At 62.7% G+C, this 26,998-nt stretch carries 22 protein-coding genes; 7 read left to right on the top strand and 15 right to left on the bottom strand.

The genetic code is table 11. The features are described from left to right. Positions 1-54: 54 nt before the first annotated feature. The gene (locus tag ACK8OE_RS08555) at positions 55-1,305 is read right to left on the bottom strand and encodes a helix-turn-helix domain-containing protein (RefSeq protein ID WP_410272203.1); all 1,251 of its coding nucleotides are present in this window, start codon (positions 1,303-1,305) and stop codon (positions 55-57) included. Positions 1,306-1,500: 195 nt separating this feature from the next. Between ACK8OE_RS08555 and ACK8OE_RS08550 the strand changes: the two genes are divergently transcribed. Continuing rightward, the gene (locus ACK8OE_RS08550) at positions 1,501-1,911 is read left to right on the top strand and encodes an acyl dehydratase (protein WP_126419615.1); all 411 of its coding nucleotides are present in this window, start codon (positions 1,501-1,503) and stop codon (positions 1,909-1,911) included. Positions 1,912-2,093: 182 nt separating this feature from the next. Here ACK8OE_RS08550 and ACK8OE_RS08545 read toward each other — a convergent pair whose 3' ends face one another. Next, positions 2,094-2,882, bottom strand: a complete 789-nt coding sequence (locus ACK8OE_RS08545; RefSeq protein WP_290796425.1) for a SapC family protein — start codon at positions 2,880-2,882, stop codon at positions 2,094-2,096. Positions 2,883-3,081: 199 nt separating this feature from the next. After that, on the bottom strand, positions 3,082-5,142 hold the full coding sequence (locus ACK8OE_RS08540) for a TonB-dependent receptor (RefSeq protein WP_410272202.1): 2,061 nt from the start codon (positions 5,140-5,142) through the stop codon (positions 3,082-3,084). A 129-nt stretch (positions 5,143-5,271) separates the two neighbouring features. On the opposite strand from ACK8OE_RS08540, the gene ACK8OE_RS08535 reads away from it, so the two are divergent. Together ACK8OE_RS08535 and ACK8OE_RS08530 are read left to right on the top strand one after the other, a co-directional pair. Then, positions 5,272-5,760 (top strand): transcriptional repressor, encoded by a 489-nt coding sequence (locus ACK8OE_RS08535; protein ID WP_013478420.1) that lies wholly within the window; start codon positions 5,272-5,274, stop codon positions 5,758-5,760. Between the two features lie 278 nt (positions 5,761-6,038). Next, positions 6,039-7,247: a pentapeptide repeat-containing protein gene (locus ACK8OE_RS08530; RefSeq protein ID WP_290796415.1), complete on the top strand. Its 1,209-nt coding sequence runs from the start codon at positions 6,039-6,041 to the stop codon at positions 7,245-7,247. 7 nt (positions 7,248-7,254) lie between these two features. Here ACK8OE_RS08530 and ACK8OE_RS08525 read toward each other — a convergent pair whose 3' ends face one another. The 6 genes from ACK8OE_RS08525 to ACK8OE_RS08500 all read right to left on the bottom strand — a co-directional run bounded on the left by ACK8OE_RS08525 (position 7,255) and on the right by ACK8OE_RS08500 (position 15,274). Then, the gene (locus tag ACK8OE_RS08525; protein WP_410272201.1) at positions 7,255-8,259 is read right to left on the bottom strand and encodes a magnesium transporter CorA family protein; all 1,005 of its coding nucleotides are present in this window, start codon (positions 8,257-8,259) and stop codon (positions 7,255-7,257) included. 251 nt (positions 8,260-8,510) lie between these two features. After that, a complete protein-coding gene (locus ACK8OE_RS08520) occupies positions 8,511-9,407 on the bottom strand; it encodes a CHAP domain-containing protein (protein ID WP_410272200.1) in 897 nt (298 codons plus the stop codon). 355 nt (positions 9,408-9,762) lie between these two features. Beyond that, positions 9,763-10,881 (bottom strand): acyltransferase family protein, encoded by a 1,119-nt coding sequence (locus ACK8OE_RS08515; protein WP_410272199.1) that lies wholly within the window; start codon positions 10,879-10,881, stop codon positions 9,763-9,765. 147 nt (positions 10,882-11,028) lie between these two features. Continuing rightward, complete coding sequence (locus ACK8OE_RS08510) at positions 11,029-11,406, bottom strand: YdbL family protein (protein WP_410272198.1); 378 nt, start codon at positions 11,404-11,406, stop codon at positions 11,029-11,031. Positions 11,407-11,417: 11 nt separating this feature from the next. Next, on the bottom strand, positions 11,418-11,615 hold the full coding sequence (locus ACK8OE_RS08505) for a YnbE family lipoprotein (RefSeq protein WP_290796402.1): 198 nt from the start codon (positions 11,613-11,615) through the stop codon (positions 11,418-11,420). 107 nt (positions 11,616-11,722) lie between these two features. After that, entirely contained in the window at positions 11,723-15,274 is a 3,552-nt protein-coding gene (locus tag ACK8OE_RS08500; protein ID WP_410272197.1) for a YdbH domain-containing protein, read from the bottom strand. A gap of 526 nt (positions 15,275-15,800) precedes the next feature. On the opposite strand from ACK8OE_RS08500, the gene ACK8OE_RS08495 reads away from it, so the two are divergent. Next, the gene (locus tag ACK8OE_RS08495) at positions 15,801-17,258 is read left to right on the top strand and encodes a M23 family metallopeptidase (RefSeq protein WP_290796347.1); all 1,458 of its coding nucleotides are present in this window, start codon (positions 15,801-15,803) and stop codon (positions 17,256-17,258) included. 53 nt (positions 17,259-17,311) lie between these two features. Here ACK8OE_RS08495 and ACK8OE_RS08490 read toward each other — a convergent pair whose 3' ends face one another. Together ACK8OE_RS08490 and ACK8OE_RS08485 are read right to left on the bottom strand one after the other, a co-directional pair. Beyond that, positions 17,312-18,034: a hypothetical protein gene (locus ACK8OE_RS08490; protein WP_410272196.1), complete on the bottom strand. Its 723-nt coding sequence runs from the start codon at positions 18,032-18,034 to the stop codon at positions 17,312-17,314. 67 nt (positions 18,035-18,101) lie between these two features. Further along, positions 18,102-19,379: an MFS transporter gene (locus tag ACK8OE_RS08485; protein WP_410272195.1), complete on the bottom strand. Its 1,278-nt coding sequence runs from the start codon at positions 19,377-19,379 to the stop codon at positions 18,102-18,104. Positions 19,380-19,452: 73 nt separating this feature from the next. Here ACK8OE_RS08485 and dapE point away from each other — a divergent pair, with 73 nt between their 5' ends. Continuing rightward, positions 19,453-20,607: a succinyl-diaminopimelate desuccinylase gene (dapE, locus tag ACK8OE_RS08480; protein WP_410272194.1), complete on the top strand. Its 1,155-nt coding sequence runs from the start codon at positions 19,453-19,455 to the stop codon at positions 20,605-20,607. 277 nt (positions 20,608-20,884) lie between these two features. On the opposite strand, the gene truA is transcribed toward dapE, so the two are convergent. The 3 genes from truA to def all read right to left on the bottom strand — a co-directional run bounded on the left by truA (position 20,885) and on the right by def (position 23,527). Then, complete coding sequence (truA, locus tag ACK8OE_RS08475) at positions 20,885-21,658, bottom strand: tRNA pseudouridine(38-40) synthase TruA (protein WP_410272193.1); 774 nt, start codon at positions 21,656-21,658, stop codon at positions 20,885-20,887. A gap of 240 nt (positions 21,659-21,898) precedes the next feature. Further along, the gene (fmt, locus tag ACK8OE_RS08470) at positions 21,899-22,828 is read right to left on the bottom strand and encodes a methionyl-tRNA formyltransferase (protein ID WP_410272192.1); all 930 of its coding nucleotides are present in this window, start codon (positions 22,826-22,828) and stop codon (positions 21,899-21,901) included. 162 nt (positions 22,829-22,990) lie between these two features. Beyond that, the gene (def, locus tag ACK8OE_RS08465) at positions 22,991-23,527 is read right to left on the bottom strand and encodes a peptide deformylase (RefSeq protein WP_126419599.1); all 537 of its coding nucleotides are present in this window, start codon (positions 23,525-23,527) and stop codon (positions 22,991-22,993) included. 218 nt (positions 23,528-23,745) lie between these two features. Here def and ACK8OE_RS08460 point away from each other — a divergent pair, with 218 nt between their 5' ends. Next, on the top strand, positions 23,746-24,150 hold the full coding sequence (locus ACK8OE_RS08460) for a DUF2141 domain-containing protein (RefSeq protein WP_410272191.1): 405 nt from the start codon (positions 23,746-23,748) through the stop codon (positions 24,148-24,150). Between the two features lie 12 nt (positions 24,151-24,162). Then, a complete protein-coding gene (locus tag ACK8OE_RS08455) occupies positions 24,163-25,650 on the top strand; it encodes a carotenoid oxygenase family protein (RefSeq protein ID WP_410272190.1) in 1,488 nt (495 codons plus the stop codon). Here the strand turns inward: ACK8OE_RS08455 and rmuC are convergent. Continuing rightward, positions 25,647-26,909, bottom strand: coding sequence for a DNA recombination protein RmuC (gene rmuC, locus ACK8OE_RS08450; protein WP_410272189.1), 1,263 nt, complete (start codon positions 26,907-26,909; stop codon positions 25,647-25,649). The genes ACK8OE_RS08455 and rmuC overlap by 4 nt on opposite strands. Between the last annotated feature and the right edge of the window lie 89 nt (positions 26,910-26,998).

Below are 26,998 nucleotides of genomic sequence, written 5' to 3'. Positions count from 1 at the left end.
TACGGGTCAATGCGCCCTATGTAAGCCTTCGACGGGCGCTTTACCAGCCGCAATTCAGGGCTGGGTCACGGGTGCCGGGTCAGTCTGGGGCGTCGCGGACGGCGTCGTCTGCGGCACGTAGGGGATGGGGCCGTCACGCGCCGGGACGTCCGCCGGAACAACCGGCGTGTTCGCGGGGGCGGCAGGCACGGCGGCGTCCGTGGGACGACCGGCCGGGCGCAGGGCCTCCATCTGCGCGTCCATCAGCTTGGCCAGCGCCGCCGCACGGGCATTGAGCTTGGAGACAGAGGTCGCGCGCTCTTCCATCACCCCGGCAAATTCGCCGTTATAATAGATTTCAAACGCCTTGGGGTCGCCCACCTCGATCAGCAGGTTGACGGCACTGACCTGTGGCAGACGGTAGGCCTCGCCCGGCCCCAGTTGCCGCGCGAAATAGACGCGCTTGTCTGTCCCGCTGAGGACCAGATTGACGCTGCGCTGGGCCTGAATCGTCACCATCGAATCGACTGGCGTTGCGCCAAATACCGCCCCGCGCGGGTTGAAGGCCTTGCGCATTTGAAGCGGCACGCCCACCGTCGCCGAGGGGTTCTGCTCGGCGCGTTCGGCGTCGATGGCGGCAAAGCCCTCCTCCAGCCCCGGCGTGTAATAGGGCACGGGCAGGTCCTGATCCTTGGGCGCCGGGGCCGCTTGCGTCAGCACCAGCTTGTCGCGCACCAGCGGCACGCCCGGTGCCCATTTCTGCGGCGTCGTATCAGCCGAAGGCGCGTGATGCCCACCCCAGCCCGGCGTGCGCTGAAACAGGTTCCACGCCACCACCGCCAGCACCAGCGCCAGCGCCAGCCCGCCATAGAGGCGATAGCTGGGGCGCAGGTCTTCAAAAGCGGCCCCCACCGGGGCCCGCAGCTTGTCCGACTGCGCCGGGTCGGCAAAAGACCGCTTGAACAGATCGGCCAGACTCTCTTCGTCGAGCCCCAGCGCCTTGGCATAGGCCTTGACGAAGCCGATAGAAAAGGCGCGCGACGGCAGGCGGTCATAGGCGGCTTCTTCAAGCGCCTCCAGATAGCTGCGCCGCACGCGGGTGATATCGGCCATGTATTCCAGCGAAAAACCTTGCGCCTCGCGCGTGCTGCGCAGGATGTTGCCGAGCGTTTCCGGATCGCTGGCCAGCGCCTCCGCCTGACCCTGCACGCGCCCACCGGCCAGCACCTGACCCTGCGCGCGCACCGCCGCGTCGCGCTCAGCCGTCAGGAACAGGCCCGTATAGGCCTCGTCCTCAAGAACCGTGATATTGTCCTGTGCACTCATCAGACTTCGGCAAATCCTGCACGCTGTTCCCCCCAGCGTGTGTAAAAAACCAAACCACAGCGCCCGTCCCAAATCAATACGTAAGGCTTTTGGGAACAAGGCTTTCTGTCTTTTGTGACCGCCTGTGCAAAAGCGTTGCCGAACGCCCCGACACAGCTTAGAACACAGGACTTTGTTGTTTGAACGGAGTCGCTCATGCCTGCCGCCTTTGACGATTTGTGGATTGGTCAGGTCGCCTCTATCGGCGCGGGCGTCGTCTCCCAGAGCGATCTCGAACAGTTTTGCGCCACCTATGCGCCGTCGTGGAACACGCAGGACGGCCTGCCCGATGCGCTGATCTTCGCTCTGTGGTCAAAGCTGGAGCAGGAAGCGGCCGCGGGCTGGCCGCAGACGAAGCGACTGGCCGTCGATGCTCTGCGCTGGTCGCGCAACCCGCCGCCGGGCGAACTGCTGCGCGGACGTCTGACCATTATGGGCAAGGACGCTGTGGGCGACACAAAGGGCGTCGTCATTGCCCAGCACGACCTGCTCGACGAAGCCGGACGTCTGGTCTTTTCATGCCTGACGCGCTCGGTGTTTCAGCGCAATCCGCCGCCTGTTGGGTAAGGTTTTCGCCACGAAAAGCACGAACATATGGCGCGAAGCGCCCGACCAGACAGCACGCCGCAACACTGAAAAACGGCCCTACGGGCCATAGCGGTTTACCAGCCTTTTCGTTTTTTTCGTGGCCAATGAAAAAACCCCGGAAGCCGAAGCCTCCGGGGTTTGTCGTTTCAAACCGAAAACGCTTAGTTGACCGCCGGGGCCGACTGATTGCGCTCGATGGTCAGGGCGATCAGCTTGTCCCAGGCCAGCAGGGAGATTAGGTGCGCGTAGATGTGCATCAGGGCGCCGTTGTCACGCAGCTCAACCAGCTTGTCGGCCGGCAGCTTGGCCAGCTTTTCTTCATCGACCGCGAAATATTCGGCGATCTTTTGCGGCTCACCCTGCGAACCGTCCGGATTGGCCGGGCGATAGATGGTTTCGCGCGGGGCCAGGAGGTCCAGATCCTTCAGCAGGTTGACGAAGGATTCGGTGCGCAGACGCTCGTTTTCGAAGTCCGAGCAGAACTGCATGGCGTTTTCGACGAAGGCCGACGGCTTGCCGCCTTCGAAGAAGGGCACGTCCGGATTGTTGGCGGTCACCACCGGCGAGGAGGTATCCACGCACAGGATCATGCGTTGTTCCTGTTCGTCATTGGCAAAGACGAAGGGATAACGACGGGCAAAGGCCGGCAGGTAGGCGTCCGGGCGGAAGACGCCTTCGGGGGACACGAACATGTTCTGACCGGCGGCCAGACCCATGGCGGCCACCGGCATACGCGCTTCGCCGATGAAGACGATGGGGTAGCTCAGCGAAGCCGCCGGGAATTCCGCCACAGTCAGCGGCACCACATTGGTTTCAGCGACAAAGGCGTGCGGCGTCGGCGAAGCGCTGATGCCGAGATTGCCGTGGGCTTCAACGCTCAGGGGTTCCGGAGTCTTGTAAAACAGCACGTTCCCTGTCAGCGCGCTTTGTTGGTCTTGAGCCTGTTCCATGATCGCTCTTTGTAGTGGTAAAAACTGAGGAGTTTCGCTTCTAGCCCATGCCTGCGGGAAAGCGCAAGCGGCACGTTCAGGCAGGCGAGTGCAAAGGCCGCAATTCGCGCAAAAACCGGCACCTGCGGGTATTTTAACGCGCAGGAACCCCGGAAGTACGGGCTTCCGGGGTTCCGCGCCGTAATCCTGCACCGATCCGTCAGAATCGGTAGGTCAGACCGGCGCGCAGATTGCGACCAGCACCGACAAGTATATCCTTCTGCACCGAAGTGTGCTCGCGAATTTCCTCGTCAGTCGCGTTACGCAATTCGGCGAAGACTGATACCTTGGGATTGATCCAGTAAGACCCGAAGACATTGACGGCCGTGTAGGCATCGGTTGGGGTTTCGAACGCCGCCAAATGCGTGTCCGCCGCGGCTACATGCCGGACTTCGAGATGGCTTTTCCAGCGTTCACCTTCGTAGCCCAGGGTGGCCGTCAGCGCCGAAGGGGCAATACGAGCAATATCGCCCAGATCGCTCTTGCCGCGAACATAGTCATAGGCCAGATCAAGACGCACAGCCTGAGCGCCACGGCTCCACAGGTTCACGCCGCCTTCCAGTTCAAAGCCCCAGAAGTCAGCGTCAGTCTGCACGTAGCGATAGACCGGCAGGCCGTCCTCGTTGTCACCCGTTGGACGCAGGTCAATGAAATTGTCGAAACGGCTGGAATAGAGGTGGGCGTCAAGGCTGAAAGCCGAATGGCTGTCCATCTGCCAGTGGCCGGTGGCCTCTACGCTGTAGCCTGTCTCCGATTTCAGAGCTGCATTGCCAATTTCATAAGCCCCTGTACCGGCGTGCGGGCCATCGGCCAGCAATTCAACATCAGAAGGCGCGCGTTCAGAGCGCGTCACACTCAGACCAAAAAAGGCATGATCGGAAGGTTTCCAGAACCCGCCCAGCGAACCCGACAGGTTGTCGAATGCCTTTGAGAAACCTGCGGAAGTGATCTCCTTGCGGTCACCCCGCAGGCCGCCTTCGATGCCCCAGGCGCCCCTGTCGAGACGCGACTGTGCATAGGTGCCGAATTCTCGCGTCGTAGAGGACGGCACAAAGGCCTCGGCTCCGATCGCCTCAAAATGGCGTTCGAGGACATTGAAACCTACCGCGCCAGAGACATCGCCCATCTTCTGGCGGATCAGGTTCACGCGCGCCTCATATCCGTCAGAGAGAAAGCGCGTGCCGACCTCCTCGCCTTCGAACTCGGTATGTTTATAATCCGTGTAGCCCGCATCCGCCGTCAGCTTGTTGAAACCCGCAAAGGCGATATTGAGCGATGACCGGACATCGTAACGCGTCTGCTTCAGGCCGATGGTCACCGGGCCTTCTTCCTCATGCGCGTGGTCGTCACCCTCTTCGTGATCAGACGCGTCTTCAGCATGGCTATGACCGGGCACGCCGTAGGTCGTATCGGTATGCTTGACACTCAGGCCCGCAAAGCCAAAGTCACCCACATAGGACAAGCCAGCCCCATAGGCGCTCAGATCAACAGCCGAATTTTCCTGACGAACGCGCGTATCGGGTTCCTCCCCTTCAGCGTCGGTCAGCCGACGGGACTCCGGACCTACGGGCGTTTCGTAATCATCACTCTTGCGCTTGAGGGCGTCGGCGGTGAAAACCCAAGGCCCCTGCCCTGTCTTTACATTCAGCCCAAGCTGCTTGCCATTATCAACACTGGAGGCCTGTGCCGTAAAGCGGCCCTCAACACCATCCTTGGCCGGGGCCGACGCAATACGATCGTCGATGATGTTGACAATGCCGCCGATGGCGTTGCCGCCATAGATAAGGGCCGAAGGGCCACGCAGAACCTCTATACGCTGGGCCTCGACCGGATCGGTCCCTGTCGCGTGGTCGGGCGACACGGCTGAGGCATCAATGGCCCCCATGCCGTTGTTGAGCAGTAGAACACGAAACCCGTCAAGGCCACGGATCACCGGACGGCTGGCACCAGGTGCGAAGGCAGACGAGCGCACGCCCGGCAGGGTGGCCAGCATCTCGCCAAGACCCTCAGCCGGCTTCTGGTCGATAGTGCTGCGGGTCAGTACATCGACATTGCTCATCAGGGCGTCTTTCGACACGCCATAGGCCGTACCGGTCACGACGATCTCCGTTATGTCCTCGTCTTTCTGAGGTGTCGGAGACGAACTCTGCGCCAGAACCGGGGTAACGGCGATCAGCGCGGCAAGGCTCACGCTCAGGGTGAGAACTATACGGGTTTGCATGGGGGAGGCTCCCGAAAAAAGCGGACGGCCACACACAAAGGCCGTACCGGACCGGTATCTGTTATGTAATAACATAAACGGTGTCAAGCCGTCATTGCGAAATGTCGCGAGTCTGCCTAAGTTATAGCCATGTCACACGCCTGCGGCCACGATCACGACCACGTCCACACCCTCGATAGCGGGCGCATCGACGCGCGCCTGAGCGAAGCCCGACGCCTGTGCGAAGCGCAGGGTGAGCGCATGACCGCGCCGCGCCTGCGCACGCTGGAGCTGATCCTCAGCGAAAATGCCCCGGTTAAGGCCTATGATGTCATCGACCGCTTCCACCCCGACGGGGCTGCCAAGCCGCCGACTGTCTATCGCGCGCTGGCCTTTCTGGAGCAGATGGGGCTGATCCACCGCATCGAAAGCCTGAACGCCTTCGTCGCCTGCCAGGGCCACGCCGACGGCAAGGCCGTGCAGCCGCACGCCGCCGCCTTCCTTTTGTGCGACTGCTGCGGCAGCAGCGAAGAGGTGGCCGTCAGCCTGCCCGAAATCGACCAGCAGGCCTCGGCCAGCGGCTTTGAAACGCGCCGGGTGACGCTGGAAGCGCGCGGCCTGTGCAAGGCCTGCCGCTAAATCATTATGTTTTCTGCAAAAACAGAATGGCTTAGCCTTTGTTTTGCCCTCGCCGGGTACGGGCTCCGCCACCTTGGCCGCCGCCTCAATGGCGGCTTGAGCGCAATGATTCCAGTAGAAATCATTGCGCCCCCAAATGTCGCATGAAACAACCACGAGATATTTTTTCGCCCCGCGACCCAGCGTAGAGCAAGTTTTCACCATTTGGCTTCAGGGTCAGGGGGACACGCCTGCCCTCCTCACCGCTCGCTCCCTTCACGCCCTGTCCGGACGCTCCCTTGCCCCTTACGCAGTCAGCCGCCACCTTACAGACCATTGATCCGCGTTCCCTGCGCACGATCATCGAGCTGCACCACAAATACAAGACGATGAAGCCGGGCGGGCAGCTGGCCAATCTCGCCTATATCGACCTGAGCGGGGTCAATCTCGAAGGGATGGACCTGTCCGATGCCGTCCTGACCGGGGCCTGTCTGCGCGGCGCGGCGCTGCGCGACGTCAACCTCAGCCGCGCCAATCTGTACGGATGCGATTTGCGCGAAGCCGATCTGCGCTTCGCCGTGCTCGACCGCGCCGATATGCGCGGGGCGTGTTTGCGCGGAGCCAATCTCACCGGGGCCAGCCTGACGCGCTGCGATCTGCGCGAAGGGCAGATCGCCTTCAAGGATGAAAAGCACGGTCTGCGCCTGATGAAGCACGAAAAGCGCGCCGGCGAACTGGACTACGCCATCCTCTCCGGGGCGGACCTGTCGGGCGCGCGCCTGACCGGCGCCGGGGCCATATCCGCCGATTTCCGCGATGCCCAGCTCGAAGGCGCGGTCTTAAGCCACGCCAAGCTGCGCAATGCCTCACTGGAGGGGGCCAACCTGTCGGCGGCGGACCTGTCGTCCGCCGACCTGTCCGGGGCCTCATTAAAAGGGGCGGTGATGGTCGGGACCCAGACCCAGGGCATGACCACCAAGGATACCGACATGTCGGATATTCTGGGCGAACCGATCAGCGTCTTCATTGACGATGAACCGCTCGATGACCTGCTCGACGCCTATGAGGCGTGGTGCCGCAGCGGGGGGCAGGAGGGCGCGACGCAGGATTTCAGCGGGCTCGATTTTCGCAGCGCCACCACCCTGATCGGCCGCAAGCTGACGGCGGCCAACATGGCCGGCGCCATCCTGTACGGCATGGACCTCTCCGGGGCGCAGCTACAGGGGGTCAATCTCTCCGGTGCAGACCTGCGCATGGCCGACCTGTCCGGGGCCGATCTGAGGGGCGCACGCCTGATCGGGGCCCGCCTCACCCGCGCCACGCTGGACCGGGCCAATCTCTCGCCCCTGTCGCTGGGGGGTGACCGCACCCTGCGTGCCGATCTGACGCGGGCCACCCTGACCCACGCCAGCCTGCGCCACGCCGACCTGACGCGGGCGCGGCTTCTGGAGGCCGAAATGGCGCATGTCCGCGATCAGGGCTGCACCTACACGCTGGCGGAAAGATAAGTGGCTTTTATAACCACCCTTTCAGGCGGAACCACACCAGCGGCCCGACCGCTGAGGCGATCATGGCCAGCACCACGAGCGGGTACGCCCACGGCACGTGCAGTTCGGGCATGAATTCGAAATTCATCCCATAGAGCGAAGCGATCAGGGTTGGCGGCAGAAAGGCCACCGAGGCCACCGAAACGATCTTGATGGTCGTGTTCTGCTCCAGATTGATTACCCCCAGCGCCGCGTCGTGCAGATAGGCGATATTGCCCGACACAAAGGCCGAATGATCGTTCAGCGAGGCCACGTCCTTTTCCAGCGTGCGCAGCTTGTCATGGAAGGCATTGAAGCCCGCCTCGTCCGCTCCGACCAGTTCGCGATCCAGCGCCCGCGCAAACAGCAGTAGCCGGCCAAAGGAGACGAGGCTGTCGCGGATGCGCGCCGTGTCCGACTGACAACGGCCCAGTTCGCGCAGGCCCCGCTCCAGATTGCGCCCGCGCTTGGGCGCGAAGATACGCCCGGAAATCTCATCCACCGTGGCCGACGCCTTTTCCAGCAGGTCGGCCGTACGGTCAATCAGCACCTCCAGCAGGTTGGCCAGCGCTTCGTGCGCCTGATCGCAGTTTTCCGGATGGCGCACCGTGCGTTCGGCAAAGATGCTGAACGATTTGGGGTCGATATAGCGAATGGTGATCAGGTGCTGACGGTGCAGGACGAAGGTCACCGGCCCCGATTGCAGGTGGTCGAAGCCACCGTAAAAAGCTACCAGCGCCGTCATGAAGGCCGCGCCATCTTCGAGATAGAGGCGCGACGAAAACTCGATCTCCTGCATGTCCTCGCGCGTCGGCAGGTTCAGCCCGACGACGCCTTCGACATAACGTTCTTCCTCACGGTCCGGATTGTAGAGGTCGATCCACACCCCGTCCGGCGTAATCTCGCACCAGCCGGCCTCGTCCCCTGCCCCTTCGGGCGGCACCACGGTAAAGGCCCCGTCCGGGGCCACGTCACGGCTATAGATGTTCAGCATGGGGCCTCTCACAGATCATTCCTGAATAGGCCGCTTTGCGTCGCCCTGACAAGTCAAACGCCGCTGGCGGGACCAGCGGCGCTGCAAACCTTCAGACAAAAAGAACCGGCTCAGGCCTTGGTCTTCTCCGTCTTCTTTTCGGATTTTTTGGCCTCGGCTTCGGCGACCTTTTTGGTCCCCGATTTCTCAGCCTTATCAGCCTTGGCGGTTTTAGAGGTCTTTGCGGCCTTGTCGTCCGCTTCGGCGACGGCCTACTTGCCGGACTTGGGGGCCATCTTGGCGCTCTTGTCCGCCTTGGCGTTGTCGGCGACCTTGGTCGTCTTGTCGCCCTTGTCTGTCTTAGTCTTTGATTTCGCCGCCGGAGCCTTATCGGCGTCTTTGTCAGCGACGGCCTTTTCGGCGGAGGTCTTCGTCTTGCTCGCCTTCGCCTTGTCCGCGGCCTTGGCGTCCGGCTTCACATCGGCGGGCTTGGGGGCCACCGCATCGTCCACCGTCGCGGAGGCCAGCGCCTGACTGCGCGGCGCTTCGACATCGGCGGTCAGGGCATTAACGAGGGCCTTGTTGCTGGTCTTGGAGGACGTCTTCTGCGCCACCTTGTCGAACGCAGACGGCTTCTTGACGGTCGGCTTGTCGAGCACCTGAGTGACGAGGTTTTCGCCCATCTCCTGACCCTTCTGGGCCGCCTGATAGATGAACCCATAGGTCGGATAGACCGTGGTGCCCACATCGGCGATCGGGCCGTACCACACCTTCACCTTGCTCCAGTCGCCCTTGTCGGAGACATCGACGACGGTGACGTCTTTTTCGACCTGACCACGGCGGCCACCGATGGGCGACCAGTTGGCGTGGGTGATCTGAATGACGCGATCGGTAATAACCTGAGAGACGACGGCCACGTGGCCCAGTCGCATCTTGCCCTGCGGACGGAACACCAGAACCGCCCCGGCCTTCGGTGCCTGACCCTTGTCGTATTTGCCCGAAGCGCCTTCCCACCACGTCCAGGCGTCACCGAAAATGTTCATACCCGTGATCGACCGGGCGAAGGTGACGCATTGCCAGTAGGGGGATTTCTTCTCAGCGGCCTGCGCGCCCACGGCGCCAAACGCCAGAGTCGCCGACAGGGCCAATACGCTTAGTCTTTTCAGCACACGAGCACTCCATTTGGGGCCTGATCGAGGGGCCTTTGCGGCGGTCCTCTTAGGGGTCTTACAGGGGGTGGCTGCGGGTGAAAAAGATCAGCTAAAACGCCCGCAACATTTACTTGTAGAGGTTTGATACATAACTCAGCGGCATTTACAAAGCCTTTATTTTCCAAATCGTGGTAAATTTCCCACATCTGGACGGGCCGTGCCTGAGGATGTTGCAAAAAAGTTGTTAAACATCAGTTAACTATAAATTCAGGGCGCGGGCGAAAAAAAACGAGCGTCTTTTCGCCGCACGCGGGAAAAGACGCTCGAATTATGGGGTTTCGTCCGCTTACGGATGAGAGCGGGGCAAACTGATCTAACGCGCCAGGCGGTAAGCGAGTCGATAGCGCAGCCGGTCCCCCAGATGGCGCACGACATTGCGCATCGGCAGTTCGACAATGTGATGGCCCAGCATGGCGACGGGGATAATGGCGATCAGGCCCACCGTCCACCACAGCAGCGGCAAAGGCGCATCCCCCGTACCCAGCACCATCCCCATCACATTGAGATAGACCCATTTCCATGGCACATAGACCATGTACATGGCGAACGACACTTCGCCGAGATAGACGAGCACGCGGTTGCCCATCACGCCGCCATTACCAAAGCGCGACACGCACAACAGCATCAGGCCCAGCATCGGCACGATCAGGGCGTCGATCTTCAGCCACGAGGCCGCAGCAATGACGATCAGGCTGGAGGCTGCCGCCCCCATCAGCGCCACTTGCGGCGTCAGCTTGCCCGACCGCCACACCAGATAAAGTGCGCAGCCCAGCATGAAGGTCGGCACGATACGCAGTGCCCCCCAGAAGACGGTGGCCGAGGTCAGCTTGAAGCCCATAAAGGCTTCGAAAATCATGTACAGGCTGACAAGGAAGGTGACCGACAGGCCGACAGCCAGCCACGGGCGGGCGCGCATCGACCACGCCACCGTGCCGAAGATCGGGAACAGCAGATAGGCGAACCATTCCGCCGAAATCGACCACGACGGGTGGTTGAAAGACGCTTCCGGCGCCAGACCCCAGGCCTGCACGAGGAACAGATGCGCCGGCAGGGACGGCCAGTTGACCAGATTCTTGTCAACGCTCATGCCTTTCAGCGTCGCGGCCCCCCACAGCAGGATAGCAAAACACAGCGTCGCCAGATGCAGCGGATAGACGCGCGCCAGCCGGTTGACGATGAAAGACCCGTAACGGAACCGCCCTTCCCCGAGCGACGTCATATAGACGTGGCTCAGAATGAAACCCGACAGGATGAAGAACAGATCGACCCCCAGATAGCCCTTTTCGATGATACCGATGGGGATGGCCCCTTCGAGCGCCGACCAGTAGCTGTAGAGGATCACCCATACCGCCGCAAAGAAACGCAGCGAGGTCAGCGGCCGGATATTGTCGGCTGCGGCCGGGGAAACGGCGGCGCGAATGGGTGTCGTCATGGGCGGGTTCCTGTGCGGGGTGTCCTGAAATAAACCAGTCAGGCGAATTTTGACGAAGCCCTGCACGTCATATGCCACTCACGCACGAAGAAGGCCCTGCGGCACACACTGCCACAGGGCCTTTAAGAAGCCGTGAAATCAGAAGGCTTACTTGCGCTTCCAGTTGCCGGAATCGTCCTTGTAATATTCCCCGGCCTTGACCTTCGGGAAGATCACATTGGTATAGGCCGAGGCCCCGGCAGCAGCCGGAGAGACGCCGTTCTTGGCGGCGGCTTCGGCATAGACGCGGGCGCGGCCGGCATTGATCTCATCGACAGCGGCCTTGGTGGCGGCGTCGGCTGAGTCCTTGACGAGGCCCAGATAGCCGTCGGATTGCTCGCCCACCGTACCGGCGGCCTTGGCGGCATCCACGGTCGCCTTGGCGGCGGACTGGGCGTAGGCCGGGGCGTTCAGGGCGATACCGGCGGTCAGCACGGCCGACGAGACGACGACGGCGCTGAGGATCGAAAACAGGGTCTTTTTCATAGCCAAATTCCTCAGAACAGATCCGGATTTTGTTTGACGAGGGCCTTCACATCCTCATCCAGCGAGATACGCACATTGGCGTCAAGCTTGGCGTAGATGGTGATGGGATCGACCTGAAGGCGAACCGTCGGCGTGCAGGCCGCGGTGAGCGCTACACCGGCCAGACACAGGACGGCCACGCCCGCGCGGGCGACAGGGGATTTCAACATGAAGGGCTCCACAGCAAGAGATCATGACGTCTGGATATCAGCTATAAGCTGAACCGGGCCTGAATGACAGAGACATTCTTGGCACCGGATATGGCTCAGAATTGTGTCTATTTGATCTTCGACCAGTCGAAGCCACCCCGTTTTTGCACCTCGACATAGTCTTTAAGGAACTGATCAAGATTGGAGCTTACATCGAGGTTGAGATTGACCTTGGTATCGGAGGGCAGGTCGATGGGCTTTTGCGTCCAGGTGCCGCGCAGATAGTCAATCAGGCCGATCTTCGCCTCCCGGCGCTGCGGCGGATCATAGCGTCCGACGATGCGGAAGTTGAAGTTCAGCCGCCCCTTGTCATCCGTATTCACCGCCGCTGACAGTTCCTCATAGGCCAGATGCTCCATCGCCTGATAGGCAAGGCCTTCGACGATATTTGGGGCCGGATCGGGCGTCGGGGCCACCGGGACGGCAGCCTTATCGGCGTTGCTGACCGTCCCGCCCTCAGCCGCCACCGCGGTCACCGCGTTGCGGCGGATCGAGACACGGCCCGGCCCTTCGCCCAGCAGATAGCCCTTACGCACACTGAGCTTGCCGCCGTTCAGTTCAAACGGCAGCTTGCCCGACACGAAGCCGGTAAATTCCGCGTCCCTGGCGAACGGGCTTGAGGCCACCACCTTGCCGAAATCGACCTTGTCAAAGCTCAGTTCGCCCTTGAGCGGCTTGGTTGTATCGAACGGCACGTCCATCGGAGCCAGGGCGAAATCGCCGCCGTCGCTGGTAACGCGCGCGCTTTCTAGCTTCAGATACTCCCCCGCGAACTGCACCACCGCCCGCACGTCTTTCAGTGGCACTGCGCTGGTGACGTTGCGGATCGTCAGGGTCTGACCTGGCGCCGATTGCAGCGGGGCCAGAGAGGTAAAGTCAATGCGCCCGTTCAGGCCCTCGACCAGACCCGCCGGGCCGGTAAAGCCCATCTCATTGAGCGTCAGCACGCCGCCTGAGGTCGAACCGTCCGGCGACCAGGCGACAAAACCTTTGAAATCGACGCGCCCCGTGGTGTCGCGCTGCACTACTCCCGCCACCATCGGCGTCAGGTCGAGCGGTTGCAGTTTTTGCGGTGCGAAGGTCAGGTTCGTCGCGGTTAGATCAGCGCGGCCCCGGCCACTGGCCACGTCCGAGGTCAGTCTGATCTCGGCCAGAGGTCCACCAGCGCTCGCCTGCACCGCCGCATCGGCTGAGGTCACCGCCAGCTTGCCGTCCAGCGTCCTGCGGCCCTGCGTTATGTCTCCGGCGATCAGCACCGGATGGAAACGCGGCGCGTCGAGCGCGTCCGTGGCCTTCAGGGTTTTCAGGCCCACCGTAAAGCCCAGTCCCTCGGCGTCGGCGAAGCTGCTGGCGGTAAAGGCCCCCTCGCCGCCCGCCAGTGTCACCTGATAATCGGGCGCGGCGGCGGTAAAGCTGTCGAAACGGCCTTCGCTGCGCCACTGACCCCCAGTCATCGTCAGGATGGGGGCCGTCGTCGGGCACAGGCGGGTGGTCACCGCGGTCAGGCGGCCGCCAATATCGGCGCGGTCAGCGGTAACGGGCACGCAGTCATCAAGGCGCACCTGCAACAGGCCCGCCGCACTATAGACGAAACGGCCATTGGCCCTGGCCTGCGCCCCATAGACGGGCGCGAAGTTGAAACCGGCCTCAAGGCTCAGGCGGCCATCCAGCGCGCCCTGCGCGCCGAAACCAAAGTCCGACACCCGCGCCTTGAGCACCGGCAGGGTTTCGCCGCTCGTCACAATATTAAACGTGCTGCGCGCATCGCTGGCGATCAGGGCGGACGGGCCCTCGGTCGTCAGGCGGATCTCGCCGCCATCGAGCGGACGGATCAGCACCGGCTTGCCCGGACGCACGGCGAAGCGGTGGCGGTTGCCCTGCCCGGTCAGCGACACGCGCACAGTATCGGCCGACAGACTGAAACGGTCGGCGGCGCGCAGCAGAGACACCATCAGGTCCGGGCCCGGCGGCGGCGCGGGCACCGGCGGTATGCCGTCCGGCAGGCGGGCATTGGCGGCGTCAAAGGCTACACGCCCATCGGCCAGAGCCCTGGCGCGGTCGGCGGCCAGCGCGCCCATGCCGCGATAGCTGCCCTGGCGGCCGTTCACATCGGTGGTCAGGGCGATCTCATAAGCGTCTGGCCCTAAGCGTCCCGTGCCCTCCAGCCGCGCGGTCACGCCGTCAAGGCTCAGATCCCCCTGCGCGGCGCGGGCGGCCACGGCGCGACCTTCAAAACTGAGGTCGGTGCCTTCGGAGCCGTGCGCCAGCGAAAACCCGGAGAGGTCCAGCGCCGCGTCGTTGAGCGACAGGGCGTCCTGCGTAAAGGCACCGGCCTTGACGCTCAAGGGGCCATCAAGCGTCAGGGCCGAGGCCGCATCGAGCGCCAGATCGCTACGCAGCGTCATATCCTGCGCCGTCACCCGAAGGGCGCGGCCCTGCATCGTGCCGCTGGTGACACCGTCCAGAGTCGCCATCACCTGCGACGTACCCGAAAAGGCCACGCGCGTATTTTCAAAATCCACCCGGCCATTGAGACCGATGGTGCTGTCGAGGCCCTGAAGCGAAGCCGCGCCCTCAATGGCTTCGGCGCGTACGGCCAGCATACCGCTGATTGCGCCGTCAAAGGCCGACAGGGGCGATTTGCGCGAGGCGGCGTCCGACAGGCGACGATAGGGCAGGCGTAGATCAAGGTCAGCGTGCACCCCGCTCAGGCGCGGCAGCAGATCACCCAGTTCGGCATCGGGGGCGCGCGCCGCCGGGAACAGCAACTCCGCCGCAGACAGGTTGGCGTCGATGCGCAGGGCTTCACCGGCATCGGCGTCGGGTTCGGCCTGAATGCGGATATGGCCGTCGGAAAGCTGCCCCTGCAATTGGGAGCCGTTCAGGGCGCCGGGGATCAGGGTGGCATTCAGCGCCCGCAGGCGACCCTCTTTCAGGCTGAGCCCGCCAGTGGCCGCGACTGTGCCATAGTCGGTCCGCACGCGGATGCGCGCCTCTTCGACCAGAATCTCTTCCGGCAAAGGACCGCCGCCCCCGCTGCCCCCGTCTTTCAGCAGGCGGTCCAGACGCCCGAAGCCCAGCCCTTTTTTATCGTAGGAAAAGCTCAGCTCCGGCTTGACCAGATGGATGCGCTTGAGGCGCGTCAGCGGCTGCCCCAGCCGCCACAGGTTCAACTCATAATCAATGTCGAAACGTTCGATCTTCAGGTCGGGTCGCCCAGCCTCGCCCAGCACGATGCGGCCGGACACATGGTCCAGACTTAGGGTGTCTATGCGCAGCTCAGACGGTATATCGTTGGAACGCAGCCAACCCTGCGCCACTTCGCGGGCAATGTCCTTGCGCGCCGCATAGGCGATGACCCCCACCGCCGCCGCGCCCCACAGGGTCAGCAGCAGCCAGCCGCCCGCCTTCAAATAGCGCTTGCGTTTACCCGGACCACCCGGTCCGCCGGAGGCGGTGCCGCCCCTTTGGCCACCCCCACCGCCGCCTTTCGGGCGCGGCGCAGGGGTGTCGTTTCCGTTGCTGACCGCACGGGTAAAACTCGACTGGGGCGGCAGCCGCACAGGAAACAACAGCTCACCTCCATCCTCAGGCGCATCGGTCAGAATGTGGGTGCGCAACGGATCAAGCTCTCACGGGATCAACGGTTGGACAAAAGGTTCAGGGCAGCATTATGGCACGCAACTCTTAAAAAAACGGCGCATAACCGATTCTTTTTCTTACCGTATCCGGAACATTACGGCCCCTTTATCGGCCACCCGGTGCGTTTTTTGGTCGCGCGTTACGCAAAGTGATAGGGTCGGCGCCTCACCCCGTCTCTGGCATCGCGTGTCGTAAAAAACCCATAAATGCGCCCTGAAAGGGCCGGTTTAAGCCGGATATTAACCTTCGCCCCCTAATTGGGACAGACCCTTTTGCGTCCCTTCGGCCGGAAAACGGCGATATGTGAGGCGGCTGCCGCCTCATTTTCGCCCCATTTCGGCGTATGCAGGGGCGTTAACACTTTCAAATTCGCGTCTGCGGCAACTCGTCGGGTCGCATATTCCCTGAAACAGGGAGATACAGGCTAACTGGGCGGCGGAGAAAACGGCTCCGTTTGAGTAGAGCCCGCGTTGTGTAAACCTCGTATACCGTTTTTGGATCGTAATGGCTCAACTCGACCCTCGCCGCCAACCTGTGCGCCTGACCCCGATGGTGCTGGTTTCTGCGACCGCCCTGACGGTGGCCACCCTGGTCTGGCGCGTTTATCAGCCGCTGCCGAGCACGCTGCCGACCCTTGACCCCAGTGCGACCCTGGCGCTGGAAACCCGCGCTCTGGCCGAAGCCGCCGCGCGTCCGGGCTTCACCCAGCCGGTCAATGTGCAGATCATGGTGCGCGCCGGCGAAACCCTCACTCAGGCCCTGACCCGTTCGGGCGTCTCTTCGACCGAGGCCAATGCCGCCGTGTCGCTGTTGTCGCAGGCCTTTGATGTGGTCAATGTCGGCAAGGGGTTAAGCCTTCAGGCCGCCATTGCCCGCCCCGAAAACGGCCGCTCCCCGGCGCAGCTTCTGGGCCTGACCGTGCGTACCGGACCAGCCAAGCAACTGACCCTGACCACCAGCCACGACGGTTCGATGCGCCTGCGTGCGCTCGAAGAATCGGTGCGCGATGAGCGCCGCGTCGCCATTGGCACCATCGACGGTTCGCTGATCACCTCGGCCACGGCGCTGGGCGCCACGCCGAACGTCACCGGTCAGGTGCTCAAGCTGTTCGCGCACAAGATCGACTTTGAACGCGACATCCAGCCGGGTGACACCTTCAAGCTGGTGTTTGATCGCAAGGTCACCGAAAGCGGCCGCGTCGTGGAATCCGGCAATCTGCTGTACGCCGAAATCAGCGCCAAGGGCCACATCACGCGTTTCTATTCCTATAAGCGTCAGGGTGATAAAGAATCGCAGTTCTTCGACGATACGGGCAAGAATATCAAAGGCTTCCTGCTGGCCACACCGGTCGCGGCGGCCCGCACCTCGTCCGGCTTCGGTATGCGTCGCCACCCGATCCAGGGCTTTATGAAGATGCACACCGGCATCGACTTTGCCGCCGGTACGGGCACCCCCATCTACGCCGCCGGTGATGGCGTCGTGGCCGATGCCAAGTGGTGGGGCGGTTATGGCCGCTGGGTGCGCGTGTCGCACAATAATGACTGGGCCACCGGCTATGCTCACATGTCGCAGATCAAGGTCCGCCCCGGTCAGCGCGTGAAGCAGGGCGAACTGATCGGCTATGTCGGCTCGACCGGCAATTCGACCGGCCCGCACCTGCACTTCGAAGTGTGGTACAAGAACCGCCCGATCAATCCAAAGGACGCCAAGGTGCCGCAGGGCACCATTCTGGCCGGTCAGGACCTGGTGGCCTTCAAGGCGCGCAAGCACGAGTTGGATACCATGATCGCCATGGCCGACCTCAAGCGCACGCAGGACAATCTGCCGTCTCAGGCGCTGGCCATGAAGACCACGCCTTACAAGTACGAAGACTCCGGCGCGGCCAACAAGCTGGTCGCCAAGACGGAGCGCAAGAACATCCCGCTGCGCCCGGCCCTGTCCACCAGCCGCGGCAGCCAGTAACAGACAAAAAAAGCCCGGTTCTGCCGGGCTTTTTTAATGCGTGGCCCCCGGACTCAAAAACGCTCCAAACGCTGTAACGTCAACTCGACATCCCAGGCATCGTATCCCGCCACAAAATCGAGCCCCTCGAATAACGCCAGCGTAATGGCTTCGGACTGGCTCCATGTCTCCAGACAAACCCTGTCCTCTGCCGTCAGTTGTGACCAGCAAAAATCACGCTCGTCCATCTCTAAAACGGCGCGTACCAATCGGGATAACTTCATAACAGACTGATCGCTCTCCACCGTTTCGAACTGACTTAACAGGGTGAGAAGCTCATTGCCGACGATGCGATTACCGACCAGCAGATCGGGAAGTTGCTCAGTCGTGGACGGAGCGTGGCAGGCGAAGAGCCACGCTGCCCTGAACACTTCACGGACTGTAGCGATTTCATCGGCAGGCCACGATTTGAAGTGAGCGTAGTCCAGCTTCCTTGCCGTCAAGCTGGCGTCGAACCCGTAGCCTTGTGCGCTGACCATCAGTTCGAGTATGCGTGGCAGAAAATGCTTATAATCAAGTTCGGTGCCCACTGTGTAGAGCGCCGATCCGGCAAAATTATCCAGCTTTTGGGGTGTAAGATCACGAAGAGGGGCCGATGTCAGATCGGCGAGCATTGCCTCAGCGTTTTCTACGGGTGAGGCATCAAGAACTCCCGGTCGCCGGTAACTGGCGAAAACCGCGTAAGCATCATCAATCGCTTTCCGCCATGCGTTTTCACTGTCTTCACGTCTCCCCATGACAGATAGTAGGCAGAAACCGTCTGGTCTGTCACCCGGATCTTATCCACCTCTATGCAGAAAGACATCACTCCAACCTGTCCACGCGGTACAACGCCGGAAACAGCTTGATCCACGCGCCGGTCACCAGTATCGCGCCAATGCCGCCGAACAGGGCCGCGCCGATGGGCCCCAGAAGGCGCGTCGCCACACCGCTTTCAAATTCGCCCAGCTCATTCGACGCGCCGATAAACAGGTAGGACACCGAGGCCACCCGCCCGCGCATGGGGTCGGGTGTCACGATCTGCACCAGAGTCCCGCGTACAAAGACGCTGACCATATCCGCCGCGCCCAGCACGGCCAGAGCCGCCACCGACACGAAGATATTCGTCGAAAGGCCGAAAATAATGGTCATCAGGCCGAACACCGCCACGCCGCCATACATCCACTTGCCGGCCATGTACTTCAAAGGCCGCCGCGCCAGCCAGAGGGCCGTCATCATGGCCCCTACCGCCGGGGCGGCCCTGAGCGCGCCATAACCGATTTCACCAGCGTGCAGAATATCGCGCGCAAAGATAGGCAGCAGCGCCGTCGCCCCGCCCAGCAGCACCGCCGCCAGATCGAGCGACAGGGCGCCAAAGACGATCTTGTTGGTCCAGATATAGATCAGGCCTTCGCGCACCATCTCCATCTTGGAGCCTGTGGGCGCGTTGACGGGGTGCGTATCGGCCTTCAGCGTGGCGATCAGCACGCCGCCGATGACAAACAGCGCCGCCGAAAAGCCGTAAGCGAAAATGGCCGAGACGCTGAGCAGAAGGCCGCTGACCGCCGCCCCGGAGATACCGCCGATCTGAAACGCCAGAGCGTTGGAGGCGATGGCGCGCGGCAAAATCGCCTTGGGTACCAGCATGGGGCCAATGGCCGATGAGGCCGGGGCGATGAAGGCGCGCGACGCCCCCAGAAAGAAGGACAGGGCAATCAGTCCGGCAATCGGCGGATGATCCAGCGCCGACAGCCCCATATAGCCCAGCGCAATCACGGCCTGCGCCGCGATCGTATAACCCATGATCTTCTTGCGGTCATAGCGGTCGGCCACGATCCCTGCCGGCAGTGTAAAGGCAAACATGGCGATAAACTGCGTCAGCCCCATCAGTCCGATATACAGCGCCGCCTCGCCGATGCCTGAATCCTTGCGCGCCGTCTCATAGATCTGCCAGGCGATGACCGCGCTTTGCGACGAAAAGCCCAGCACGGAACACAGGCGGGCGATCCAGAAGTTGCGGTAAGCGGGTATGCGGAACGGGTTTTGCGATTCCGGCGGCGACGGCGGCTCGGAAACGATTTCAGGCGAAACGGGAGGGGTCACGGCGATATCCGGTAAACAGGTCCGCGAATGATTTCACTTTCGTTCGCAGCAAAGTCGTCTTACACCACGCGCCATGACGAATATACCCGAAAACACGCTCGATCCGGTCGAATTGACCAAGGCCCTGATCAACCATCCGTCCGTGACTCCGGTGGACGCCGGGGCGATGGACCGCGTGCAGCAAACGCTGGAATCGCTCGGCTTTGCCTGTGAGCGGCTGAAGTTCGGCGAGATCGAAAACCTCTATGCGCGGCGCGGGACGGCCTCGCCCAACCTGTGCTTTGCCGGTCATACGGACGTGGTGCCCGAAGGCGCGCTCGATGGCTGGCGCTCGGACCCGTTTGCCGCCACGATTGAAAACGGTGTGCTGACCGGGCGGGGAGCCGTCGATATGAAGGGCGGTATTGCGGCGTGGATCGCCGCCGTGTCGCGCTTTGACAGCGTGCCCGGCTCGCTGTCTTTCCTGATCACGGGCGACGAAGAAGGCGAAGCGCTGGACGGCACTAGGAAGGTCGTCGAACACCTGAGGCAAACGGGCGAGGTCATCGACCACTGCATCGTCGGGGAACCGACCTCTTCCGCGGTGCTGGGGGACATGATCAAGGTCGGCCGCCGCGGCTCGATCAATGCCACGATCACGGTGACGGGCAAGCAGGGCCACGTCGCCTACCCGCAGCGCGCCCTCAACCCCATCCCCGTGCTGGTCGCCATCATGGCTGAACTGGACGACCGCGTGCTGGATGAGGGCTATGAGCGCTTCCTGCCGTCCAATCTCGAAATCACCACCTTTGATGTGGCTAACAAGACCACCAATCTGATCCCGCAAACGGCGACAGGGCGCATCAATATCCGCTTCAACCCGACCCATTCGGGCGCGTCCTTGCAGGCGTGGATCGAGGAGGTCTGCGTGCGTCAGGCGGAACGCAGCGGTGCCGCGATCGAGGTGAAGGCGGTCATTTCCGGCGAGGCGTTTCTGACCGAGGCCGGGCCGTTCGTCGATGTCATTCAGGACGCCATCCGCGACGTGCTGAAGGTCGAGGCCGATCCCTCGACCACCGGCGGCACGTCGGACGCGCGCTTTATCCGCGCCCTGTGCCCGGTCGTGGAATTCGGTCTGGTGGGCCAGACCATGCATCAGGTCAATGAAGCGACCCCGGTACAGGACCTCTATGACCTGACCGACGCCTATGCGGCGCTGATCGCCAAATATTTCAAGGTGTTCGCCTAACCCCTCCTCCCTGTCGCGCAGCGAGGGGGAGGTGGCGCTGAGCGCAGCGAAGTGACGGAGGGGGACAACGCCTAGAGCGATGTGCGGAAAAGTGTGAGCGGTTTTCCGCAAAAACATCGCGACAAAACAAGAATTTAGAGCGAAATGGCGATCCCACTCAAAGTCATTTCGCTCTAACCTCTCAGCGCGCGCTAACCTTGGGAGTCGCCCCCCCCCTCCGCCTCGACGCGCTTCGCTTGCTCGGCACCTCCCCAAACCTGCGGTTTAGGGAGGAGACTTATATCGAACTGCGGCTTGCGAAATCCGGTTCCGGCTCAAAGGTGACGTGCGTCAGGCACAGGCCCTCCGGCGGGGCCACCTGCCCGCAGGCACGGCGGTCGCGCGCCTCCAGCGCCGCCTTGACATCGGCCACCGTCCAGCGACCGATCCCGGCCTCGACCAGCGTGCCGGTCATCGAACGCACCTGACGATGCAGGAAGGAGCGCGAGGCAAAGACGAGGTGAACCTCCTCCCCCACCCGCTTCACCCGCGCGATATCCAGCGTCTTGATCGGTGAGGCGGCCTGACACTCCGTGTCGCGGAAGGTGGTGAAATCATGCCGCCCGATCAGGTGCTGCGCGGCCTCGGCCATCACCTCGGCATCCAGCGGCTTCTTGACATGCCACACCCGCCCCTGCTCCAGCGCCGGCGGGGCCCGGCGGTTGAGGATACGATAGAGGTACATGCGCCCCGTCGCCGAAAAGCGCGCCGAGAAGTCGTCATCGACAATCGCCGCTTCGCGCACGGCGATCGGTTCGGGGACCAGATAGGCGTTCATGGCGTCGCGCACAACATCGGGCCGGTAGGTCTTGGGCAGATCAAACGTGATCACCTGACCCGACGCATGGACGCCCGTATCGGTACGCCCGGCCGCTGTAATGCGCAGGGCTTCGCCGGAGAAGCCCAGAATGGCGCGCTCCAGCGCCCCCTGCACGGTGGGCAGGTTATCCTGCGCCTGAAACCCCTTGTACGGGCGGCCATCATATTCAACGAGGCAGGAATAGCGGGGCATGCTAAACCTTTATACCTCCCCGGTTTACCGGGGAGGGGGACCGCACGAGCCGCCTCAGGCGGTGAGATGCGGTGGTGGGGGTTCTTTCCATTTGACGCCATGCACGCGCCGTCGTGAGAGGCGCCCCCCCCCCCCCCACCGTCTGCGAAACCGTGGGTTTCGCATCCCATCGCTTGCGAAAGCTATACTTTCGCCGCGCTATACCCGCCAGCAAGCTGGGGGAGTATGATCGAAAAGGCCTCATCCCAGACGGTCCCCGGCGCTCAGGCCCGCGCCGTTGAGGAAGTCGGTGGCGTCCTGCGCGCCCTTGCCTTCGCGCTGCACGCGCAGCAATTCAATCACGCCGTCGCCGGTAGCCAGGCGCAGGCCCGGCCCGATCAGCGTGCCCGGTGCGGCGTCACTCACCGCCGCATCGACGCGCGACATCAGCACCTTGAGGCGCTGCTCGCCCTTTGGCGTCGTCAGCATCGTCCATGCCCCCGGAAACGGCGACAGGCCACGGATGTGCCAGTCGAGTTCGCGCGCCGGCCGGCTCCAGTCGATTCGCGCCTCTTCCGAGGTGATCTTTTTGGCGTAGGTGACCTCACCGACCTGCGGTTCGCCCTCCGGCTGGCTGCGCTCAATGGCGGCCAATGCGACGGGCAGCAGCGACGCCCCCAGCCCGGCCAGCTTGTCGTGAAGGGTCTGGGCCGTGTCCTGCGCCGTGATTTCGACGCGGCCGGACAGGATCACCGGCCCTTCGTCCAGCCCCTCGGACATGCGCATCACCTGCACGCCCGTATGGGTGTCTCCGGCCATGATGGCGCGTTGGATCGGCGCCGCCCCGCGCCAGCGCGGCAATAGCGAGGCATGGAGGTTGAAACAGCCGAGCGGCGGATGCTCCAGCACCTCGCGCTTCAGAATCTGGCCATAGGCGACAACGATGGCAGCGTCGATGTCCAGCGCCTGAAATTCGGCAATCGCCTCAGCCGACTTCATCGACTTCGGGGTGCGCACCGGCAGGCCGAGGCTATCGGCAAAGGCGTGCACCGGCGACGGAGTCAGCACCTGCCCCCGGCCCTTGGGTGCCGGCGGCTGCGAATAGACGCAGACGATCTCATGACCGGCGGCGACCAGTTCGGCCAGAGCCTTCACGGCAAATTCGGGGGTGCCCATAAAGGCCAAACGCATGGGTCTATCTCCGCAAAAAGTCTTCGCTTCGCTCAGTACGTTTTTGCGGGCTCAAAAACGACAAGCCAGACCTCGAAGCGGTTCTTCGGTCTGGCTTGGCTTTATTCAGAGGTGTTTTTCGATGCAATCGAAAAACGACGCAGCGGCCAGCAACCCGGATTATCAGGCGACTTTTTTGAGCTTCTTGACCTTGGTTACCGCCCGGTCGCGTTTCAGCTTCGACAGGTGGTCGATGAATAGCACGCCGTTCAGGTGGTCCATTTCGTGCTGGATGCAGGTGGCGTAGAGGCCGTCGCACTCTTCGATCACCTCTTCGCCCTGATAGTTCAGGTATTTGAGGCGCACGCGCGCCGGACGCTTCACCTCGTCATAGACTTCGGGCACCGACAGGCAGCCCTCATCATAGGTGGACAGTTCGTCCGATGCCCAGATGATTTCCGGATTGACGAAGTAGCGCGGCTGCTTCGGCGCCGGGGCGTCTTCGGGAAGGTCGTCGGGGCGTTCCTGAAGGTCCATGACGATGACGCGGATCGGCTCACCGATCTGGATCGCCGCCAGCCCGATGCCGGGCGCGTCGTACATGGTCTCCAGCATGTCGTCCATCAGGGCGCGCAGTTCGTCGGTCACGCCCCCTTCAACGGGTTTGGACACCTGCTTGAGCAGTGGATTGGGTACGGTGATAATGTCTCGAATGGCCATGGCGCTAAAATAAGAACCCGCCCCCGGCGGGTCAAGGCATTCGCGCTTCGCCGCTGACGATTGCTTATAAATCAGTCCCTTGGCCGATGCCATTCACGAAGCGCCAGTGGCAGACCGTCCGTTGACGTATCGGGACGCCCCACTCGCGCATCTTTTGCCCCGCCGCCGCCGCGCCGACCTACACCGGGGTCATCGCAACGCAACCAACCGAGGTTCTTATGTTCAAACCCGCTCTTATCGCCGCCCTGATGGGCCTTGTCGTCCTGCCTGCCAGCGCCGAAACCCTGACCGTGCAGTTTTCCAAACTGACGCCCAAGGGCACGCTGATGGTCGCGCTTTATAAGGGCGAAGAGGCCTATACGGGCGGCAAGCCCGTCGCCGCCCAGCAGGTCACCGTCAGCGCTGACACGGCCAGCGCCACCTTCGACGTCGAACCGGGTCAGTACGGCCTGAAGATGTTCCACGACCTCAATGGCAATGGCAAGATGGACACCAACCCCTTCGGAATGCCGGTCGAGCCCTTCGCCTTTTCCAACAATGCCAAAGGCCGCATGGGCCCGGCGGCGTGGGCCGACGCCGCCTTTGAGGTCAAGGGCAACACCACGCAAGACATCGCGTTTTAAGGAGGGATCGACATGACCGACCTGTCCCGCCGTTCCTTCCTGACCGCGCTGGGCGGCGCAGGCCTGATGGCCGCCGCCCCGACATCGTGGGCCGCCGCGGCCGCGACCGCTAATTTTTCAGAAGGCTGGCGTCTGGCCGTCGCCAACGCTCCCGCAGAAGGCTACGCCCCCTCCACCCTCACCCGCCTGAGCGGAAAAATGCCGGCGGGCCTGAGCGGCACACTCTACCGCAACGGCCCGGCGTGGTTCCGCTATGGCGACGACGTCACCGGCCACTGGTTCGACGGCGACGGCATGATCCAGAAATACGACCTTAGCGCCGACGGCGTGCGCCACACCGGCCGCTTCGTTGATACGGTCAAACACCGCATCGAGCAGCAAAGACAGGCCATTGTCATGCCGGGCTTTGGCACCAAAGGCCGCGCCGATGCCCCGGTGACCAGCAATGACGATGTCAACGCCGCCAATACCTCGGTCCTGCGTGTCGGGGACGAGCTGTGGGCCCTGTGGGAGGGCGGTTCGCCCTACCGCCTCGATGCTCAGACCCTGCTGACCAAAGGCCCCAAAACCTTCCGCGACGACCTGAAAGGCCTGGCCTTTCTGGCCCACCCCAAGGTCGAACCGTCGGGCCGCATCTGGAGCGCCGGGTTCATGGGCGACAAGGCGTGGATCTGGCAACTCAGCCCGTCGGGCGAAATGGAGCGCGGCGAGCTGATCCAGCTTCCCGCTGCGGGGTATGCCCACGACTGGGTGGTCAGCGAACGCCACCTGATCCTGCCCATGCAGCCGCTTATCGCCGAACGCCGAACGCCGCCCTTCGTCGATACGCTGGTCTGGCGTCCCGATCAGCCGATCCGCATTCTGGTTGTCGAAAAGGCCGACCTGTCGAAGCGGCGTCTGTATGAACTGCCCGCCGCCACCTACTTCCATACGGGCGACGCCTGGGAAGACACCGATGGCACGATCCGCTTCGATGTCTGTCTGGCCAATTCGCCGAAATTCGGCCTGAACGGGGCGCGTGATCTGGTGAAAGGGATTTATAACGCCGGCAATGATGAGGAGGCGCATCTGGCCCTTATCAAGCTGCGCCCGGACGGTCGCGCCGACATGCAGGCGACGGGCGTCTCATCGGAGTTTCCGCAGACCGATCACCGCTTTCAGGGTCTGCGCCGCGACCGCGTCGTGCACGTCGGCGGCTATATTGAGGGCCGTCTGGGGGCGCACGCCCTGTCGGCCTTCGACTGGAAGACCGGTACAGCGCAGACCCACGATTTCGGCGCAGACGCTATTGTCGAAGAGGCTCTGTTCGTCCCGCGTCCGGCCAGCCACGGCGGCACGGGTCAGGAGATGGACGGCTGGATGGTCGGCACGGTGCTGAATCTCAAGGCCAAGGCCACCGAACTGCACGTGTTCGAGGCGAAAAACCTCAGCGCCGGACCGGTGGGCTCATGGCGTTCGGCGCACGCCACACCGCTGGGCTTCCACGGGACGTTTGCCTAATCGCCCGACACCACGGTCAGCTTGCTCAGGGGCCGCGTCTGCACATCCAGCGGCGCGGCCTCAACGATCTCCTTGCCCTCGTGGCTCACCTTGAGGTCCTCGAAGCGGCGTGCCTGAGTAAGCACCTGCGATTCCAGCGAACCGACAAAGGCATTGTACTTATCGACGGCGCTGCCAAGATTTTTGCCGAGCGCGGCCACGTGCCCGCCCATCACCGACAGGCGGCTGTACAGTTCACGGCCCACCGCCGCGACCTCATGGGCATTGTGAATTTGCTCCTCAGCGCGCCAGCCATAGGCCACGGCCTTACACAGGGCAAACAGGGTGGTCGGGGTGACGATGATCACCTTGCGGTCCATCGCCTCGGTCATCAGGTGCGGCATCCGCTCCAGCGCCATCGACAATATGCCGTCGCCCGGCACAAACATAGCCACAAAATCCGGCGACTGTTCGCGGAACTGATCCCAGTAGGCCTTGGCCGACAGGTCGCGCACATGCTGTTGTAAGGCGCGCGCATGACGTTGCAGCGCCTCTTCGCGGATGGCCTCGTCGGTGGCCTCAATGGCCTCCAGATAGGCGGTCAGATTGGCCTTGGCATCAATGACGAACACGCCGCCGGGTAGTTTCACCGTCACGTCCGGGCGGCGACGCCCCATATCGGTGTCGAGGTTCTGCTGCTCAACGAAGTCGAAATGTTTGGACAGTCCGGCACTTTCCAGCACATTGCGCAGCGTCTCTTCGCCCCAGCGGCCCTGCACCCCGGCCCCGCGACGCAGGGCATTGGCCAGCTTCTGCGTCACCTCGCGCGTCGCCACCGACGCCTGCATCAGGTGGGTGATCTGCTCTTTCAGCCCGCCCGTGTCCTTGGCGCGCGATTCCTCCATCTCCTTCACCTGCGCCTCGAAACGGCCCAGCGTTTCGGCAACGGGTTTCAGCGTGTGGCCCATGCGTTCCAGCGCCAGCTTTTCGCGCGCGGCAAAATTCTCTTCGGCGCGTTTCAGAAGCGCCTCGGTCGATTGGCTCAGCGCCTGCTGAGACGCCGCGCGGAAATGTTCGCTCATGGCGGCGCGCGCGTCTTCGAGATTGCGCGTGCGCTCCTTCAGTTGCGACACCTCAGCGGCGGCGTCACGCAACTGATCGCTCAGGTCTTCATTGCGCTCGCGCAGGCGGCGCGTCTCCTGAAAGGCCAGATAATAGCCGCCCCCCAGAACCAGCGAGGCGAAGACAGAGGCAATAAGGGCGACGGATTCAAAGTTCATGAAATGTTCTTGCCATACGGAATAAAAGCTGACAAGCTTTTTCCTGACACGATTCCGGTCGGAGATAAGACCCCTTAACGCATCCGGGG

The sequence above is a fragment of the Asticcacaulis sp. W401b genome (assembly GCF_046503825.1).
Taxonomy (GTDB): Bacteria; Pseudomonadota; Alphaproteobacteria; order Caulobacterales; family Caulobacteraceae; genus Asticcacaulis.
The sequence above is the reverse complement of the archived record's forward strand: the minus strand, read 5'-3'. Positions and strand labels throughout refer to the sequence as shown.

Bases quoted from the DNA above. Each gene is read 5' to 3' on its own strand.
- ACK8OE_RS08555 (WP_410272203.1), bottom strand. From the start codon at position 1,305: ATGAGTGCACAGGACAATATCACGGTTCTTGAGGACGAGGCCTATACG.
- ACK8OE_RS08490 (WP_410272196.1), bottom strand. From the start codon at position 18,034: ATGGGGAGACGTGAAGACAGTGAAAACGCATGGCGGAAAGCGATTGAT.
- ACK8OE_RS08525 (WP_410272201.1), bottom strand. From the start codon at position 8,259: ATGCTGAACATCTATAGCCGTGACGTGGCCCCGGACGGGGCCTTTACC.
- ACK8OE_RS08540 (WP_410272202.1), bottom strand. From the start codon at position 5,142: ATGCAAACCCGTATAGTTCTCACCCTGAGCGTGAGCCTTGCCGCGCTG.
- truA (WP_410272193.1), bottom strand. From the start codon at position 21,658: ATGCCCCGCTATTCCTGCCTCGTTGAATATGATGGCCGCCCGTACAAG.
- ACK8OE_RS08535 (WP_013478420.1), top strand. From the start codon at position 5,272: ATGTCACACGCCTGCGGCCACGATCACGACCACGTCCACACCCTCGAT.
- ACK8OE_RS08455 (WP_410272190.1), top strand. From the start codon at position 24,163: ATGACCGACCTGTCCCGCCGTTCCTTCCTGACCGCGCTGGGCGGCGCA.
- ACK8OE_RS08515 (WP_410272199.1), bottom strand. From the start codon at position 10,881: ATGACGACACCCATTCGCGCCGCCGTTTCCCCGGCCGCAGCCGACAAT.
- dapE (WP_410272194.1), top strand. From the start codon at position 19,453: ATGACGAATATACCCGAAAACACGCTCGATCCGGTCGAATTGACCAAG.
- fmt (WP_410272192.1), bottom strand. From the start codon at position 22,828: ATGCGTTTGGCCTTTATGGGCACCCCCGAATTTGCCGTGAAGGCTCTG.
- ACK8OE_RS08505 (WP_290796402.1), bottom strand. From the start codon at position 11,615: ATGTTGAAATCCCCTGTCGCCCGCGCGGGCGTGGCCGTCCTGTGTCTG.
- ACK8OE_RS08510 (WP_410272198.1), bottom strand. From the start codon at position 11,406: ATGAAAAAGACCCTGTTTTCGATCCTCAGCGCCGTCGTCGTCTCGTCG.
- ACK8OE_RS08495 (WP_290796347.1), top strand. From the start codon at position 15,801: ATGGCTCAACTCGACCCTCGCCGCCAACCTGTGCGCCTGACCCCGATG.
- def (WP_126419599.1), bottom strand. From the start codon at position 23,527: ATGGCCATTCGAGACATTATCACCGTACCCAATCCACTGCTCAAGCAG.
- rmuC (WP_410272189.1), bottom strand. From the start codon at position 26,909: ATGAACTTTGAATCCGTCGCCCTTATTGCCTCTGTCTTCGCCTCGCTG.
- ACK8OE_RS08550 (WP_126419615.1), top strand. From the start codon at position 1,501: ATGCCTGCCGCCTTTGACGATTTGTGGATTGGTCAGGTCGCCTCTATC.
- ACK8OE_RS08460 (WP_410272191.1), top strand. From the start codon at position 23,746: ATGTTCAAACCCGCTCTTATCGCCGCCCTGATGGGCCTTGTCGTCCTG.
- ACK8OE_RS08545 (WP_290796425.1), bottom strand. From the start codon at position 2,882: ATGGAACAGGCTCAAGACCAACAAAGCGCGCTGACAGGGAACGTGCTG.